Here is an 18,567-nt window from a genome sequence, read left to right as displayed (position 1 = left end):
GAAGGGCCGCACGCCGCCAGCGCGAAGCCTTGTAGGTAACCGACGTAGCAGGTCGGTACGGCTGACAGGTCTTTGTAGTAAAGCGTTGCTCCTCCCAGTGCGGGGCAACGGGCCGCCCACCTTGTCAGCAAGGACACGATAAAGGTAGCTGCGCTGACGAGGAATGGCGAGCATCTTCATCAACCCAAAACATGATTCTTATCATCTTTTCGGAAAGGGAACCGTCCGCGCGGCTCAGGTCGTGTGGTGCGGCGGGCGCTCGAACCACGTAGGATTGAAATAGACCCGGAACGTTGTGCCTTGGTCGACCTGGCTTTCGGCCGTAATGCGCCCGCCGTAGTTCTCGACCATGCGTTTGATCATGTACAGCCCAATGCCTGTGCCCTCCACGTGGGTGTGCAACCGCTGGAACATTTTGAACAGCCGCTTCTGCTGGCTGGGCGACAACCCCAACCCGTTGTCACGCACCGTGAGCACAATCCGTTCTTTTTCGCGATGCGTCGACAGGTGGACCACCGGTTTGCGTTCCGGATGGTGGTACTTGATGGCGTTGCTGAGCAGGTTTTGCAGAATGCTGTTGAAATACTTGGGAATGAAGGTGACGGTGGGCACGTCCAACTGAAGCTGGATCGTGGCGTCCTCCTGCGTCATGAGGGCTTGCAGGTCTTTTTCTACCTCCTGCACTACCTGTGCGATGTCCAGTTCCTTCACCTCACTTTCCAGCCCTTTTTGCACCTTGGCGATTTCGGTGATGTGGGTAATGACCTTCCGCAGGCGAGCTACCGACAGGCGCATCATTTCTTCCCAACGTTCCATTTGCCCCGGCTCCTGGAAAAACTGGAGGGTATCGATCAGCCCTTCCAGGTTGGTGATGGGGTGTTTCAGGTCGTGCGACGACATGTAGATGAAGTTGTCCAGATCGGCGTTGGTCCGCATCAGCTCCTCGTTACGTGCCTGCAGCGTGCGCGCCAGTTGCCGCAACTCGGTGGTTCGCTGGTTTACCTTCTGCTCCAGCGAAGCGTTGATCTGCTGCAGATCTTCTTCCAGGCGCTTGCGCAGGGTAATGTCCTGGGAGATGCCCCTCAGCCGCACCACGTTCCCGGTGTCGTCGACTATCGGAAAGGCTTTGGTCTCGATGAAGCGCATCTGCCCGTCCGGGTGAAAGATGCGAAAGATCGATTCCGACGGCTTTTTCTCGCGGATGTTCCAGTCGAGCGATTCCTGCAAACGGGCGAAATCTTCCGGATGCATGCGCTCTTCCACCCACGCCAGGCGGGGCGTCTCGCTCGTGTCGAAGCCCCAGATTTCGTAGAGTTCGCGCGACCAGAACAACTTCATGCTCGGAATTTCGATCACCCAGTTGCCCAAACTCGCGGCGTGCTGGGCTTCCTGCAACAGGTCGGTGGTTTCGGTGAGTTGGCGGTTGATGGCCGAGATGTGCTCGTTGGCGGTGTGAAGCTCTTCGTTGGTGGCCTGCATTTCTTCGGCAAACGCGTGCAGGTCCTGATTGGCTTCGGCCAGTTGGATGGTGCGCTCTTTGACGCGCTGCTCCAGCAGTTCGTTCATCAGGTGCAGCGCCTGCTCGGCCTCGCGCCGGTCGTGAATGTCGGTATTGGAGCCGAACCACTTCACCGTATCGCCGGCCGAATCGACCAGCCGCACGGCGCGCGTGTCGAACCAACGGTAGAGGCCGTCGTGGCGGCGGATGCGGAACTCCACATGAAAGTCGGATTTCTGCGTCACGGCCAGGTGCCATGCATCGATGGTGGCGTCCCGGTCGTCGGGGTGCACCTGTTCCATCCAGCCGATCTGCAACTGAATTTCGGCCGGCATGCCGGTGTATTCCACCCACTGCTGGCTCAGATAATCGCAGGTGCCGTCGGGGCGGCAGGTCCAGACCAGTTGCGGTAAAGATTCGGTCAGTTGCCGGAAGTGCAGTTCGCTCTCGCGCAAAGCATCTTCCGCGTGTTTCTTCTCGGTAATGTCGCGCAGGGTAAACAGGATGCCGCCGACTTCTTCGACGTGGAACAAGTTGGAGGCCGTTCCTTCCATCCAGACCCAGTGCCCATCCTGGTGCAACGCCCTGAACTTCAGGGTGATCAGCGCATTGGGCTGCTCCAGTTCTTTCCAGCGAAGGGGCTGATCGTCCGGGTGCACCAACTGCTCGGGCAGGAGTTGAAGGTACGCTTCGGGCGTATAGCCCAGGATCTGCACCACGTTGTCGCTCACGTACTGCATGCCCGCGGGCGTAGACACCAGAAACAGGTCTTTGCTGTTTTCCACCAGTCCCCTGAATCGTTTCTCGCTCTTGGCCAAGTCACTGTGCAACTGCGTGATCTGCCGCTCGGCCTGCTTTTGCCGCGAAATGTCGATCATCGTCACGAGGATGCACGCTTCGCCGGCCAACTCCAGGGGTTCGGCCGAGAACAACACGTCTAGTTTTTTTCCTTCGCGCGACGTAGCAGTGATTTCCATGTTGTGGATTACCCCCCGATTCGCCATCATCCGATCCCGAATCAGAGCCCGTTCTGCCGCTTCCACAATCAGCAGTTCCGCTGCACTTTGCCCCAGCAGTTCTTCGCGCCGGATGCCTACCAGACGTGCATAACTCTCGTTGGCGTCCATAATCTCGCGCCCTTCGTTGCGCACCAGCGCTTTGGCGGCCGGGCTCATGCGAAACACCTTGGAAAAACGCTCTTCGCTGTTGCGAATCGACTCCTCCATTTCTTTGCGGACCGTGATGTCGGCCATGCCGCCGACCATCCGAACGGCCCGTCCGTCGTCGTCTCGCTCAATGTAGCCGCGGTCCAGCACCCAGGCGTAGGTTCCGTCGGCGCGGGCGTAACGGTACTCGCCCGACCAGGAAATTTCGCCGTTGTCAATGGCGTTTTGAAGGTCGTCGATCAGCCAAAGTCGGTCGTCGGAATGAATGTGCTCCTCCCACCAGGCAATATCCGATTTCAGCTCTTTCAGGTCGTGCCCGAAAATGGTACGCAGGCCGTCGTTCCACCAGATGTCGTCGGTGGCAAAATCCCAGTCCCAGACGGCATCGTTGGTGGCCCTGACAATCCGCTCAAAGCGCTGTTCGCTGGCTTTGAGGGCCTGTTCGGCCGCATTGCGTTCGGTCACGTCGGTAATCGACAGAAACACCACCTGCTGTTGAGTGGCGTCCAGAAAAGAGCTACCGCCGTACCGAAAAACCCGCTCCCAGTCGGAATCCAGTCGCCGGATGCGCAATTCCAGCTCCTGCACTTCTTCGTCCCGGAACAGACGCATCATGGGCCATTGGTCGTAAGGCACAGGCGTTCCGTCCAGGAAGGCAAGCTGGTAGAGGTCCTGAAACTCCGGCAGGGTTTGCCGGCACTCTTCCATGTTCGCAAAGCCGTGCATGGCCAGCGCCGCCCGGTTCCAGTGGAGCATTTTGCCTGAGGTGTCGGCAATGACCAACCCTTCGGACAGGTGGCTGATTACCTGTTGCAGACGATCTTCGCTTTGGTGCAGGGCCTGCTCCGCTTCTTTGTGCGCGTGAATGTCGAAGATGACGCCGTTGAAAACGACAAACTGCCCGGCGGCATCGTAGTACCCGCGGCCGATGCTGCGACACCACCGCACGGAGCCGTCGAGCAAGATCACCCGGAAGTCGTGTTCGTATGTGCCCCGCTGTTGCAAGGCGTTTTCCAGGCGCCTTCGGGTTTCCGGCAGATCGTCCCGATGAAACGTCTGAAAGATGCGGTCTTCGCTGGTCGTAGATTCGTCGGGCGATAGGCCAAACATCCGCCGCAGGCTGACGTCCACCTCAACGGTTTTGCTGGCCGGATACCAGTGCCAGGTGCCCATCCGACCGGCCTCCAGTGCCAACTGACGGCGCTCCTGTTCGTCGGCCAGTGCCTGTTCGATCTGCTTGCGTTCGGTGATGTCGGTATTCATGCCGACCCATGCTTCCAATTCGCCATGCGGACTGTAGACGGGGCTGGCCCGCACAGCCGTCCACCGCCACTCGCCGCTGTGGTGCCAGAGGCGGTACTCGGTAGCCAGGGGCGAGCGACTGTCAACGGCACGTTGCCACTCGCCTGCCACCCGCTCGCGGTCGTCGGGATGAAGGACCTCCAGCCACCCGAAGCCCTTCCACGCTTCGTAGCTCTGGCCCGTGAACGCCCGCCACGAAGGCGAATCTTCTACCACGTCGCCCTGCGCGCCGGTGGTCCAGACGATCTGCGCCGCGGCATCGACCAGCGCCCGGAAACGCGCTTCCGACGTACGGATGGCCTCTTCGGCCTGCTGGCGTTCCGTCACTTCACGAACAAACCCGATCAGTTGTCCGTCGGGCGTACCGTACGCACTGACCTCCACGGCCAGGGACGTGCCGTCTTTCCGGCGCATCCGCCGTTCCATGCGCAGCACGCTTTTTTTGCGCAGCTCTTCCAGACGTAGCGGATAGCTTTGCAGGTGGTCGGACATGATCAGTTGGGCCAGCGACAGGCCTTGTAGCTCCTGGCGGGTATACCCCAGCATCTGGCAGGCCATCGGGTTGGCTTCTACCACACACGCCCGTTCGTCAAACACGAAAATTCCGTCTTGGGCTTGTTGAAAGACCACCCGTAAAAGCGACTCAGGTATTGACTGCGATGTTTCGGTGCTCATGCATCCCCCGTTTCTGTCCAATTCTGCCCGAAACTCCGGCCATTCAACGTTCCTCTCTGGGCTGAACTACACATTCGTACTGACTAACTTTATTAGGAAAACAGATACCACACGTGTGGGCACTCCGTAAGCCAAAGGCTGCACACGCTTCGGCTCAGTGGGTATAGAGGCAAACAAAAGGGTTACAAGTAATTGTACGTCAGACCTCACATCAGGTTGATGTGTCAAAGATTATGCTGGTGCTCCCATGCCTCCATAATCTCTTGCAATTTGGCGGGCTTAAAGGGCTTGCCCATGTTTCCGATGACGCCGAGTTTTTGCACTTTCTCCAGGTCGTAGAGCTCTTGCGAACTGGTGCACACAATGACCTGCGGCGTTTCGACAAATGCCAGATGTTGAAACTCTTCCAGAAATTCGAATCCGTTCATGACGGGCATGTTGATGTCCAACAGGATGAGGTCCGGACACAGGGACGAGGGGTCGGCACCACAGTACTTCTGCAAAAGCGCCAAACCTTCTTTTCCGTTCAGGGCGCTGATTACGTGCTCGGACAACTGCCAGTGCTTGATAATCATGGTCGCCATTTCTGTAAAGATGGGATCATCGTCGATGATCAAAATGGTGCGTAATTTCTTCATCCTGTTGTCTCAAAATAAATACACACTACCAGAGGAAAAACCCGCCCGCTTCGTGGACGGCCTTACCTTCTGAAACTTATCGCGCTACGCTCGTCGCGGCAGGTTCAACGCATTTCCGAGACCCGCCTCTGGTCTGTACCCACATTCCGCAATGCTTAAATATCAATTTAAATAAATTGATACACAAACACCGGTCTAAATCTAGATAAAATACCCTAATTCCTACGACGACGCCTCAAACGCCCTACGTAAGATGTGGTATGATCCAGGAATTGTCCGCGGCCCGATCCGCACACGCTGCCGGGCAACCGCAGCACCCTTGCACCGCCAATGGCTTCAGTACCAACTTGTTGTCTCCACGTCCGGGTCACGCGCCGCACATGTACCAAAAAGGCCGCCCGCCCGCCGCCCGCCGATGCGCGAAATGGCGTCGAAATGCCTCTCCAAAATGGATTTTCTGTGGGTTTCAGGCGCACCTCACTTGCCTTTTCGTTCTGTTTTAAATCCAGACGTACGTCAAAAATGAGGGTTGACTTGAGGAAAGGAGGCAGAATCAGAACTTCTCCCCAAATTCTTACTTCCGGCATCTGTGGCGTGACGCATAGCGCGCAGCCGGAAGCCTGCGTAACACCAGCCAGTCGGGGCGTTCTACGGCGTTGCAGCGCCTCCTCGGGCACCGGCTTTTCAAGCGACCTTGCAAACGTTACCGGATGCCCACCAGCATCTTGAAAATTATCCGGAAAGCTTACACGGTACGTTTTCGCCGTAACCCGAAGCGCAAACGGACGTAGGCGCTCGTAATATTGAGCAACGTACGTATGTGAGGTTGCGCAACCACGGGTAATCTCGTTTTGAAGGCTTCGTACGGACCGACTTACTCCCATGAAAAACGTCACTTGGTTCGACCTTTTTACAGGTTCACTTCTTCATATCTCTTTTCTGTCTTCCCTCGTTGTTGTCACGCTTCTGTTGCTGGTCGGCCTCGGGGCCTGGTTTCTGTACCAGCACCACCAGCGCCGGTGCCGCGAACAGTACTACCGGTGGCTGGATCAGTTGCCATCGACCCTGATTGCTTTCTCCGCAACACAAGAGCCCTTTTTTAGTAACCAGAAAGCCAAGCGCTTGTTGGCGAATTATCAGATCGACCTCGACGAACTGCCCGCACTGTTGCATCTTTCGCAGGACATCCAGTTGCCCCGGAGTGTGGGGAGCTGGGCGGCCGTGTGGCAGCAGTTGCAAACGCCTACGGCAGGCTGTCAGTGGTACGTCATCCAGAAAGACCGCCGCGACCCGGTTCACCTTTCGCGCTCGCCCCTCCCCGATTTTGCGGGCGGCGGCTGGCTGCTGACCCTGACCGGGATGGAAGAAGAAGAGGTGATTCAACGGCAATTGCTGGACGACCAGCGCTTTATCGAGGCGGTGCTGAACAACACGCCCGACATGCTGCACGTCTACGACCTGTCGCTGGGGCGAAACATCTACCTCAGCAAGCAATTCACCGATTTTGTGGGCTACACTGATGCGGAAGTGGAGGCCATGGGCGGCCTGCCCCTCAGCACGCTCGTCCACCCGGAAGACCTCCCCGCTTTCACCAGCCGCCGCCAGGAGTGGCGCGAACTGGAAGAAAACCAGATCCGCACCACCGAATTTCGCGTACGGCACCGCGACGGCAACTACCGCTGGCTGCGTTCGCGGGAGATGGTGTTCCGCCGCGATCCGAAAGGCAAACCGACGCAGATTCTGGGCATTACGCAAGACATCACCTCGTTCCGCGAAGTACAGGAGCGCCTGCTGCACCACGAGCACCTGTTCCGCCTGATTTCTGAAAACACGCACGACGTGATCGGTCTGCACGATAGCGAGGGGCGCTACACCTTCGTGACGCCGTCGGCACAAGAGCTGCTGGGGCAGTCGGCCGAATCGCTGGTGGGCCATTTCCCGCAGCGCTACATCCATCCGGAAGAATTCGAGCTGTTTTGCCAGGGACTGGAGCGGGCGCTGACCCACCCCGAAGAGCCGGTCCACCTGGAGTACCGGGTGCGTTACAGCGACAGCCAGTACAAGTGGATGGACACCACGCTGCGTGCCATCCGCGACGAAAACGGCTCCCTGACGGGCCTACAAAGCATTTCGCGTAATTCGGACGAACGCAAGAGCCACGAGCAGCACCTGCACAAGGCGCTGTCGCGCACCTCTACGCTGCTGCGCCACGTGCGGGCGGGCGTACTTGCCGAAGACGAAGAAGGCCGCATTGTGCTGCTGAACGAAACGTTCGTACGCATGTGGGAACTGCCCGGCGACGAGAAAGACTACGTCGGCGCCTCGGCCACCGCCCTGATCCGCCAGGCAGAACATCGCCTGCTGGCCGACCACTCGCCGATCCGCCAGGTGCTGGAAGAGCCCCCGACGCAACACGCAGTACGGCTCGAAACCCACGCCGGTCGTCTGCTCGAAATGGCCTGCATTCCGGTACAGCGCGACAACGAACTTTACGGCCGCCTGTGGCAGGTCCGCGACATCACCGACGACGAGCGCACCCACGCCGAGCTGATTCAGGCCAAGGAAGCGGCCGAGCGGTCGGTGCTGGCCAAAGACCAGTTCCTCTCGACCATGAGCCACGAGCTGCGCACACCGCTCAACGGCGTGATCGGCATCACCAACCTGCTGCTGGCGGAAGAGGGGCTCACGGGCAAGCAGCAGGCCCGCCTGAAAACCCTCAAGTTTTCGGCCGATAACCTGCTGGCACTGATCAACGACATCCTGGATTTCAACAAGATCGAGGCCGGACACATCAAACTGGAGGAGATCGACTTCGACCTGAAAGCCATCCTGACCGGCCTGCGCGAGCAGTTTCTGCCGCGTGCCGAGGAAAAGAGCCTGCAACTGCTGGTGCATTACGACAAAAACCTGCCGTCGGTCCTGAAGGGAGATCCCACCCGCCTGACGCAGATCCTGAACAACCTGGTGGGCAACGCCCTGAAATTCACGCCCGAAGGCAGCGTCACGGTGCGCGCGGCGCTAGAGTCGCTCCAACCCGACGAAGTACACATTCAGTTTTCGGTGAAAGATACCGGCATCGGCATTCCGGAAGACCGGCAGCAGCAGATCTTCGAGCGGTTCATGCAGGCCGATCGCTCTACCACCCGGCGCTTTGGCGGTACGGGCCTGGGCCTCGCCATTACCAAACGCCTCATCGAGCTGCAAAACAGCGCCATTCATGTGAACAGCGCTCCGTCGCTCGGCTCCGAATTCTCGTTCTCGCTGCGGTTCGGCATCGGCCAGAACCTGCCCGAAGAACGTCCTCTTTCCCTGTCGCAATCGCTGGAAGGCATCCGCGTGCTGCTGGTCGAAGACAACGAGGTCAACCAACTGGTAGCTGGCGACATGCTGCGCAACTGGGGCGTTTCGTTCGACATTGCGCCCAACGGCGCGGTGGCCGTAGAACGTGCTCACGCTACGTCGTACGACTTGATTCTGATGGACTTGCAGATGGAAGTGATGGACGGCTGGCAGGCTACGTCGCTGATCCGCAACTCGGCCGACCAGCGGGTGGCGAAAACGCCCATCGTGGCCCTCACGGCCGCCACGCCTTCCGAGCTCACGGAGCGGACCCAGACGTACGGCTTTACCGACCTGATCGGCAAACCGTTTCAGCCCAAAGAGTTGCACCGGGTCATTCGTCGCCACAGCCGCAACCGCGCCTACCAGTTGGCCATGCAGCCCGAGCTGCCGCTGTCGTACCCTTCGTCGACACGCCCCGCCATCCTCGACATGGCCATTCCCGACCGTTTCCCGCGGCTGGAAGCCACCGCTCAGGAAGAAAGCTACCGCCAGCAACTGACCGAGATGATCTGCCGGTCGTTGCGCGAATTTGCCGACGAATACGCCGCCGCCCTGCGCCACGAAGACATGAAAGCGCTGCGTTCGGCCATCCACAAACAAAAAACCACGTTGCACCTGATCGACGACGCCGGCCTGCAACACCTGGTGGCTCAGGGGCCGCAGTTGCTGGAGTCGAGTCACAAACGCCACGACATCGCCGCACACATCGCGCAGATTCAAGCGCGCACGGCCGCCTTGGCCGAATCGCTGTCGCGACGCATCAAGGTGCTGGTCTGAAAATATAGGTATGGGAGAGAGTAACGCAGCGCGAGGAGCCATTCTTCCGCTGCGTTTTTTCATTTTCCCCGCTATTTCTCTCCGTTCGCAGTTTTTGGGTTTTGATTTTCGGGCATTTGGGTAAACATTTACGTTTACTTCATTCACTTGTGCTTATGAAATTTTTTTACACCCGCTTCTTCGGCTGTTCGCTCGCGGGTATGATGACGTTGGCCGTCGTGCCCCTCGCCCATGCCCAAAAAGCCGATTCGGCGGCCTCTTCGAAAGAAAAAAAGAAATCGCTTCCGCTGGAACCGACCCGTACCGTCCAGTTCACGACCGATCAGGTGACGTGGATGTCGCTGGACGTGCGCCCCGACGGGCAAGCGATCATTTTCGACCTGATGGGCGATCTCTACACCCTGCCCATCGCGGGCGGCAAGGCCACCCGCATCACCCAGGGCCTCGCCTACGACGTGCATCCCCGTTACAGTCCCGACGGGAAATCGATTGTGTTCATCTCCGATTCGAGCGGCAACGACAACGTCTGGACGATGGAACTGGCCACGCAGAAAATGCGCCAGATTTCGGAGGACGAGAATCAGTACTTCGCTTCGGCCGACTGGTCGCCGGATGGCGAATACATCGTGGCGGCCCGCGGACGCCGGAACCTCAAGCTGCACCTCTACCACAAGGACGGCGGAGCCGGGGCGGCGCTGATCAAAGAGCCGGAAAACCTGAAAACCATCGATCCGGCCTTCAGCCCCGACGGGCAACTTCTTTACTTTTCGCAACGGAGCAAAGCCTGGGAATACAATGCCCAACTGCCCCAGTACCAGATCGGTACCTATAACCTGAAGAACGGAAAGACGGCGCGCATCTCGTCTCGCTACGGCTCGGCCTTCACGCCCACCCTCTCGCCCGACGGCAAGTGGCTGGTGTTCGGGACGCGCTTTGAAGACAACACCGGCCTGCTGATCCGCGATTTGCAAAGCGGCGACGAACGGTGGCTGGCCTATCCCGTGCAGCGCGACGAACAGGAATCGATTGCGCCGCTGGGCGTGCTGCCCGGCATGTCGTTTACTCCCGACAGCCAGTTTCTGGTGGTGAGCTACGGGGGAAAGATTTACAAGATCTCGGTGCAGAATCCGACGGCCACCGAAATTCCGTTCGAGGCCGATGTGAACCTGGCGATGGGACCACGCCTGGACTTCAACTTCCCGATCAGCGACTCTACGCAGATGCTGGCGACGCAGATCCGCCACGCGGTGCCTTCGCCCGACGGTTCGCAACTGGCCTTCACGGCGCTGAACCGCCTGTACGTGATGGACTTCCCGAACGGAACGCCCCGGCGACTGACAACGCACAATTTCACCGAAGCGCAACCGGCCTGGTCGCCCGACGGCAAAACGCTTGTGTTTACGACCTGGAACGACACAAACGGCGGTCACCTCTACAAAGTGAACGCGAACGGCAAAGGCAAGCTCGTGCAACTCACGCAGCAGCCCGGTGTTTACATGCAACCGGCCTGGTCGTATACGCAAGATCGCATCGTCTTTGTCCGCGGCGTGGCGCAGAATTATAAGGACGCGGCCGGGCCACGCGTGCCGGATCTGGGCAACGACCTCTGCTGGATTGCGAGCAAGGGGGGCGAGGTACACTGGATCGACAAAGCCCGCGACCGCGAAACACCGCATTTTACCCAAGGCGTCGACCGTATTTTCCTGAACGAGGGCGACCGGGGATTACTGTCGATTCGCTGGGACGGCACCGACGAAAAAGAACACCTCAAGATCAAGGGCATCACCACCTACGGCACCTCGGTCATGGCCGACGACGCCCACATGCTGCCCGAAAACCCGGAAGCCGACGAAGACCAAGCCTCCAAAGCCTCGGTCATTCTGCTGTCGCCCACGGGCAAGCAGGCGCTCGCGCAGGTCAACAACGACATCTACGTGGTGACCATTCCGGTCTACGGCCAGACGCCAACCATTTCTGTGGCCAACCCCGAAAAATCGGCCTTTCCGGCCCAAAAGCTGACCGAACTGGGCGGCGAATTTCCGGCCTGGTCGGGCAACGGGGAGAAGATCCACTGGTCGCTCGGCAACGGCCATTTCATCTACGATCTGGCAGAGGGCAGAGCGTTTGCCGATAGCCTGGAAGCCGCCAAGGCCGACACCGCCCGCACGGATTCTACCCAGCGCAACGGCAAGAAAGACGCCCCTGCATTCACGGCCGACGAATACAAAATCAAGGTGCCGTTTGCACGCGACATTCCCCAGGGCAACGTCTTGCTGAAAGGCGCCCGCCTCATCACGATGAAGGGCGACGAGGTCATCGCCAAAGGCGACCTCTGGATCGAAAACAACCGCATCAAAGCGGTGGGGCCTTCGGGTTCGTTGCAACCGCCGGCCGGCACTCAGGAACTGGACGTGAGCGGCAAGACGATCTTGCCCGGATTTGTCGATACCCACGCCCACCTGCGCCCGACCTGGGGCATCCACAAAAATCAGGTGTGGGTCTACGCGGCCAACCTGGCCTATGGCGTCACGACCACACGTGATCCGCAAACGGGTACGACCGACGTGCTCACCTACGGCGACATGGTGGAAGCGGGCCTGATGCCCGGTCCGCGGATTTACTCGACCGGTCCTGGTGTCGGCTACTGGATGTACAATCTGAAAGACCTGGACCACACCAAGCGAGTGCTGAAGCAATACAGCGACTATTACCACACCAAAACGATCAAGATGTATCTGGTGGGGAACCGCAAGCAGCGCCAGTGGGTCATTATGGCGGCGAAGGAGCTGGGCCTGATGCCGACGACGGAAGGCGGTCTGGACTTTAAACTCGACATGACGCAACTCCTGGACGGCTACCCCGGTCACGAACACACCCTGCCGATCTACCCGATTTACCAGGACGTGATCAGAACCATTGCCGAGTCGCAGATGGCCGTGACGCCCACACTGCTGGTGTCGTACGGAGGTCCCTGGGCCGAGAATTACTACTACGAAACCGAAGATCCGTACCACGATCCGAAATTGCAGCGCTTCACGCCGTACGAAGAACTAGCCGCCAAAGCCCGGCGACGCAGCGCCTGGTTCATGGACGAAGAGCACATCTTCCAGCGCCACGCCGAATTTATGAACGAACTGGTGAAAGCCGGAGGGCTGGCGGGCATCGGCAGCCACGGCCAGTTGCAAGGGCTGGGGTACCACTGGGAACTGTGGTCGATGCAAAGCGGGGGCATGTCGCCCCACGACGCGCTGAAAGTGGCTACGATCCTCGGGGCTGAAGCCATCGGGCTGGACGATGACCTGGGTTCGCTCGAAGTCGGAAAGCTGGCCGACCTGGTGATTCTGAACGAAAATCCGCTGGACAACATCCGCCACAGCAACACACTGCAGTACGTAATGCGCAACGGCCGCCTGTACGACGCCGCCACGCTCGACGAAGTGCTGCCCGACGCCCAAAAGGCAGCGCCGTATACGTGGCAGAATGCCAAGCCGGAACAGGTGCCCGGTTTGCCACGGAACTAACGCTCCTTCCTCGGCGACTTTCCACAAAAAGGGAAGGCACGCGTGCCTTCCCTTTTTCAAACCACAAACATCAACAAAGCAGCCTAACGGTTACTGAACGACGATCTTGTACCGGTGGAAAGAACCGTCGGGTTTTTCGAGTTGGAGTTGGTAGAAACCGGGCGCAAGGCCCTGCAGGTCCAGATGCTGTGTGCCCTCGGTGACCGACACGGCTTTCTCGCGCAGCAGTTGCCCCCGCAGGTCGTACAGTCGCACGACGTGCCGTCCGGACGCGGTGCCGGCCGGTTCCAGCACCAGCCGATCGCGCGCCGGGACCGGATATATGTTGTACGGTGCCTCGGCCGAGCTGACGGAAGCGGTTGTGGTGGCCGGACGCGTGGTGGCCTGCTCACGCGTAGGTTCGCACTGCTCTGTACACAGTTCGGCATCTACGTTCAGGCTGCCGGTGCCCTTCAACAAAAGCTTTTTCCGCTGGTAATACAGTTTGCCCTTGTAGGTAAAATCGCCTCCCAGTCCAAACGTCGCGTCGTAGGCGTTGCCACCCTCTCCTAACTGAAATCCGGTGCGGACATTTCGGGGCGCATGGGCCAACGACAAGGTTCCTTTTAATGCCCCCTGCCCGGTCAGTTTGCTTTCGTTCGACAGAATCCAGTAGGTCCATTCTTCGTGATGCGCGCGCGCCGCTTTCTTGGCTTCGTCGGTCACGGCCTTGTAGCCCCGTCCTTTGGTTCGCCACGCTTTCCAGGTATGGGGCTTAATCAGTTTCAGGTACACGTCGAACCGAATCTCTTTGTTTTCCGGATGCACGAGCGTTCCCTTCACCAGTGCGTAGTCGTCGTAGACCTGCAACTGCGCGGGCGCATCCCACACCAGCCCGGTTCCTTCGTCCGTTTTCCCGCCTTTCTCGCGGCTCTGCAGTTGCTGTGCATAGAGGATTCGGGTGTTGAACCGCAGAGCCCACGGGCACGTGAGGCAGTTGGGCAGGTAGGGTCTCCAGTTGTACAACCAGTAGAGTTTCAGTCCGGGAATGATGAACGAGAAGCGTTCGTATGCCCCCAGGTCGACCGTGCCGTTCTGGATGCGCGTTGCACCGATGTAGTCCAGCGTAACGCCCGACAGTCCTGTCGCGGCATTGTTGCCTGCATTGCGCGCCGCCGAACCGATTTGCAGCCGCAGCCCGTCGTCCGACGTCGCGGGGAGTCCATCGGCCCCCAGCGGCAGGGCAACATTCACAAATTGCGGGGGGGCATCGAGGTTGTTGCCGTCGTCCGTACCCGCCAGCGTATTCCAGCCGCCCCCGCTGCCGCCATATCCCTGAATCAGGCTGTACGACACGCGCGTGTTGGTGCTCAGGTTGTTGTACGATTCGTCGCCCGACGTTGTGGCCGTGTTGCTGGCCAGAATGCAGTTTTCCATCTTGGCCTGGAGCAGCGACACGTCGCCGTAGACCAGGTTGGTAAAGTAGCCGCCGCCGTTGCGATCGGCGTGGTTTCCGGCGAAGGTGCAGTTCGTAAATGTAGACTCCAGCACCGCATCCGACGGGCCGGGATACGCAAAGTCACGAGCGAACAGGGCCACCGCGCCGCCGTCTTCCTGCGCACTGTTGTCGGCAAAGACGCAGTTGACGAACTGAGAGATCAGCACACCTCCGTCGACCAGTTGCTTGACCGCCCCGCCCCAGCCGCTGGTATTGCCACCGGCGTAGTTGCCGTAGAAACCGCAACTGAAGAATGAAGGCGCACTCTGCTGGCTGACGCTGCCCGCTACAATGTTGACAGCACCGCCCCCGCCCCCTTCGTAAGCGCCGTTCGGGGTGCCTGTGGCGCTGTTGTTCAGGAACATGCAGTGCTGAAATGTTGCGTTGGAGGCGACCAGATTCACCGCGCCGCCCGAACCTGGCGAGGTGGAACCGGGCATGACGATGGTGGTGGCATTGCCGTCGAAGGTGCAACTGTCGAGTGTGGAGGCATCGCCTAACAGGTAAAGCGCACCGCCGCTACGGTAAGCAATGTTGCCGATAAACCGGCAGTGGTCGATGTCGGCCTCGTAGGTCCCCGCTGTAAACGAACCCAGCACCATGGCACCGCCCTGGCGACCGGCATAATTGGCCTCGAACGTGCAGTCGAGCAGCATGGGCGAGGCGGTGGCGCCTCCCGGTCCGGGCGTGTTGTACAGCGCACCGCCTTCGTCTTCGGCGTAGTTGCCCTGAAAGAGGCAGTGCTGGATGGTCGGGCTACTGCTGGCTGCCGGTTCTTTTGCTTCGTTGTACCACCCGCCGCCGTCGCGGTTTTTGTTGGTGGAGAGGCCCGCAATGTCGGCACGCCCGGCCGTCACCACACAGCCGTCGAGCCAGGCCCCGGGGCCTACGTTTTTAGTAAAGATGACGTGATAGGCGTTACTACCCACCACATCCGCTACGGTTTCGGCAATTGCGTTTCCGTCCAGGTCCACATCGTTGTGGTCGAGGTCGCCACTCAGAATGGTCAGGTGCGTGGTCCAGTCGCGTGCTTCTACCGCTACTTCGCCACCGGCAAACCCGCCGTACACCCGTACGCCGGTCGGAATCCGGAATGTAGCTTCGCGTGGGTCGGAGCCGCCGCTGTCGTCCAGGTCAATTAAGGCGGAAGGTGTGTAGACACCCGCCGCTACCCAAATCTGGTCACCGCTAATGGCCGTGCTCAGGGCACTTTGCAGGTCCGTGTACGCATCGGTCCAGCTGGCCCCCGTGTTGGCACCCGTGGCGGCGGCGTTTACGTAAAATACCGTGGCCTGTGCAGCCGGGCTGGTTAGTAACCCCAGGCCGGCCAACAGTATGGCCATACGTCGGACAAAAGAGGAACGTAAAGAAGTGTACATAGGAGTAGAGAAATTGGTTGGGAGCGTGTGAAGGAGAGTATTGCCCGTCAAGGGGCACCGAGTAAGGCGAGGTGGTTGGAGGGTTGGCTCCGGACAAGCATGGAGGGAGAGGAAGGGAATGTGGGAGGAACTGCTTGTTGAACCAGGGGATCTTTTACCACGGATGCCAGAAAATGTTTCCGCCATCATCTCGCCTTATTCGGTGCCCCTGCTGTGAGCGACAGCCGGGCTGCTCAATCGTTATGGGCTCAGGGGAGCGTCATAGCGATTGAAACAAAGATAGGCGGGGCAAAAAAGAATCCTTTGTAAAAACCCGACATCGTGCCTTCGGACGGCAGCGGTCCGCGCACAAAAAAACGGCGGGCGGCCACAGGCGTCCGTCAGCGAAATTCAGCGGTAAAGGGGTAAGGAGAGAAAATAAACAAAGGTCGGTACTGGTCTTCGAGTGTGCAGCAGAAGGACCAATGCCGACCTTGTTTTCGGGAGTCTGTCAGCTCCCGGCGAGAGGAGATGTTGAATGAGAAGCTAATTTCCAGATTGCAGGACGCAAAAGCAATTTTTAAACTTTCGAATCGCTCAGTTCGGGGTTCTAATCTGTCAGTCGCAGGTGATCATCGGCGATTGTCTTCCTCCGAGATCATCCCCAGATAGTTATAATACCGGGTCAGCGCAATCTCGCCCGCCTCCACGGCCGCTACCACCGCGCAGCCCGGTTCGTGCTGATGCGTACAGTTGTGAAACCTGCAATCGCCCAACCGATCGCGCATTTCGGGAAAGTAGTGGGAAATCTCTTCGGGTTCGGTGTCGATCATGCCCAGTTCCTTGATGCCGGGCGTGTCGATCAGGTACGTATCGTCGGCCAGGGTAAACATTTCGGCAAAGGTGGTGGTATGGACGCCCTTGTTGGCGTAGGTGGACACGGCCTGGGTACGCAGGTTCAGGTCGGGTGCCAGCGCGTTGACCAGACTCGACTTGCCCACGCCCGAATGTCCGGAAATCAGGCTGGTTTTGCCGGTCAGCAGCGCGCGTAGTGCCTCCAGCCCTTCGCCGGTGACGGCCGACGTTTTCAGGCACCGGTAGCCGAGCGCTTCGTACAGGTCCTCCAGCTCCGTGATGTACGCACGAGACTCGTCGTCCAGCAGGTCTTGTTTGTTGAACACCAGCACACCGGGAATGCGGAACGCCTCGGCACTGACCAGAAAGCGGTCGATAAAGCCCAGCGACGTACGAGGCAAAGTCAGGGTGGCAATGAGTACCGCCTGATCGAGATTGGCGGCCAGAATATGGCCGTGGGCCGTTTTGTGGGGCGATTTCCGGATAATGTAGTTGTCGCGGGGCAACACGTCCGTAATCACCACGGTGGCTTCGGCGGTTTGCGCTTCGCTTTCCGGCTCAAAAACCACCCGATCGCCTACGGCTACGGGGTTGGTCACTTTGACGCCTTTCAGCTTGAGCTTGCCGCGCAACCGTCCCTGGTGCCGTTGCCCGTGCTCGTCTACTATTTCGTACCACGATCCGGTCGATCGGAATACCCTGCCGTTCATGCGATGCTGGTTTGCTCCACAAAGGTGAGAATTTTCTCGGTAGCGCCCGCCTGTTCGGCCACGTAGCGACGACTCTGCGCAGCCAAAGTAGCGCGCCGGGCCTCGTCGTGGTACAGTTCGGTAAACAGCCGCGTCAACGTTTCTGCATCCGCTACGGGATGAGCCACCCCGGCGGCAACCAAGTCGCGGGCCTCGCGAAATTTCTGGTAGTTCCGGTCGCCAAAAAACAGCGGCATGCCGAACGTAGCCGCCTCCAGCGTGTTGTGCAGCCCCTGGCCGTATGCGCCGCCGATCCAGGCAAAATGTCCGTAGCGGTACAGCGACGAGAGCATCCCGACGTTGTCGATCCACAACAGACGCGCCTCGGCCAGGGTGGTCGGCGTTGCCTGTGAAAACCGCACCGAGGATATGCCCGCTTCCTGCTGCCACTGGTTCAGTTGAGCCTCGTGAATTTCGTGGGGCGCAACGATCACCTTCAGGGGAGCGGGAAACTGGCGCAGAAACGGCAACAGCACCTCCAGGTCGGCGGGCCAGCTACTGCCCACCACCAGCGTCGGTTCGCCCTGGCAAAACTGCTCCGCCTCGGGAATGACGCGCGCCTGCGTCGCAATCTGCCGGACCCGGTCGAAGCGCGTATCGCCCGCCACGGTAACGTGCCGAATGCCGACGGACGCCAGAAGCTGCGCGGAAGCTTCGTCCTGCACAAACAGATGGGTAAACCGCGCGAGCAACTGCCGGTAGAAACGCCCCCAGGGCCGGAAAAAGACCTGACCCTCCCGGAAAATCGCCGAAATCAACAGTACCGGAATTTGTCGCCATTGCAGTTCCCGCAGGTAATAGTACCAGAACTCGTACTTCACAAAGAACGCCAGTTGCGGCCGGACCCGCTCCAGAAACGCTGCCGACGCTTCGGGGCTGTCGAGTGGCAGGTAAGCCACCACCTCGGCACCGGCATACTTCTTCCGGACTTCGTAGCCCGAAGGCGAAAAGAAGGTCAACACAAGGCGATACTGCGGATAGCGCGCCCGAAAGGCTTCCATCACCGGCCGCCCCTGCTCAAACTCGCCCAGCGAGGCGCAATGAAACCAGACCACCGGTGCATCGCTGCCCGCCATCGCGTCCTGCAGGCGAGCCTGCCAGTCGCGACGTCCTTCCACCCACTGGCGGGCTTTGGGCTTTACCCGGGCCGAGAGTCGGATCAGTGTGCCGTAAAGACGTACGCCGGTGCGGTACAGTACTTCCATAGGA

Annotated in this window: 7 protein-coding genes; 2 read left to right on the top strand and 5 right to left on the bottom strand. The window is 59.4% G+C overall.

Annotated elements, in window-relative coordinates:
- Nucleotides 1–234 precede the first annotated feature (234 nt).
- Together BLR44_RS20040 and BLR44_RS20035 are read right to left on the bottom strand one after the other, a co-directional pair.
- Complete coding sequence (locus BLR44_RS20040) at nucleotides 235–4,641, bottom strand: PAS domain-containing sensor histidine kinase (RefSeq protein ID WP_089685445.1); 4,407 nt, start codon at nucleotides 4,639–4,641, stop codon at nucleotides 235–237.
- A gap of 224 nt (nucleotides 4,642–4,865) precedes the next feature.
- Nucleotides 4,866–5,279 (bottom strand): response regulator, encoded by a 414-nt coding sequence (locus tag BLR44_RS20035; RefSeq protein WP_089685443.1) that lies wholly within the window; start codon nucleotides 5,277–5,279, stop codon nucleotides 4,866–4,868.
- Between the two features lie 882 nt (nucleotides 5,280–6,161).
- Between BLR44_RS20035 and BLR44_RS20030 the strand changes: the two genes are divergently transcribed.
- Both BLR44_RS20030 and BLR44_RS20025 read left to right on the top strand, forming a co-directional pair.
- Nucleotides 6,162–9,398 (top strand): PAS domain S-box protein, encoded by a 3,237-nt coding sequence (locus BLR44_RS20030; protein ID WP_089685441.1) that lies wholly within the window; start codon nucleotides 6,162–6,164, stop codon nucleotides 9,396–9,398.
- Nucleotides 9,399–9,553: 155 nt separating this feature from the next.
- On the top strand, nucleotides 9,554–12,919 hold the full coding sequence (locus BLR44_RS20025) for an amidohydrolase family protein (protein ID WP_218127129.1): 3,366 nt from the start codon (nucleotides 9,554–9,556) through the stop codon (nucleotides 12,917–12,919).
- 90 nt (nucleotides 12,920–13,009) lie between these two features.
- Here the strand turns inward: BLR44_RS20025 and BLR44_RS20020 are convergent, their stop codons facing one another.
- From BLR44_RS20020 to BLR44_RS20010, 3 genes are all read right to left on the bottom strand, one after another.
- The gene (locus tag BLR44_RS20020; RefSeq protein ID WP_176956136.1) at nucleotides 13,010–15,739 is read right to left on the bottom strand and encodes a T9SS type A sorting domain-containing protein; all 2,730 of its coding nucleotides are present in this window, start codon (nucleotides 15,737–15,739) and stop codon (nucleotides 13,010–13,012) included.
- Between the two features lie 647 nt (nucleotides 15,740–16,386).
- On the bottom strand, nucleotides 16,387–17,319 hold the full coding sequence (gene rsgA / locus BLR44_RS20015; RefSeq protein ID WP_089685437.1) for a ribosome small subunit-dependent GTPase A: 933 nt from the start codon (nucleotides 17,317–17,319) through the stop codon (nucleotides 16,387–16,389).
- On the bottom strand, nucleotides 17,316–18,563 hold the full coding sequence (locus tag BLR44_RS20010; RefSeq protein ID WP_089685436.1) for a 3-deoxy-D-manno-octulosonic acid transferase: 1,248 nt from the start codon (nucleotides 18,561–18,563) through the stop codon (nucleotides 17,316–17,318). The genes rsgA and BLR44_RS20010 overlap by 4 nt, the downstream gene beginning before the upstream one ends.
- Nucleotides 18,564–18,567 lie beyond the last annotated feature (4 nt).

This window comes from Catalinimonas alkaloidigena (assembly GCF_900100765.1).
GTDB lineage: Bacteria > Bacteroidota > Bacteroidia > Cytophagales > Flexibacteraceae > Mooreia > Mooreia alkaloidigena.
Note: the sequence above shows the minus strand (reverse complement) of the source record. Positions and strands in the feature narration are given on the sequence as shown.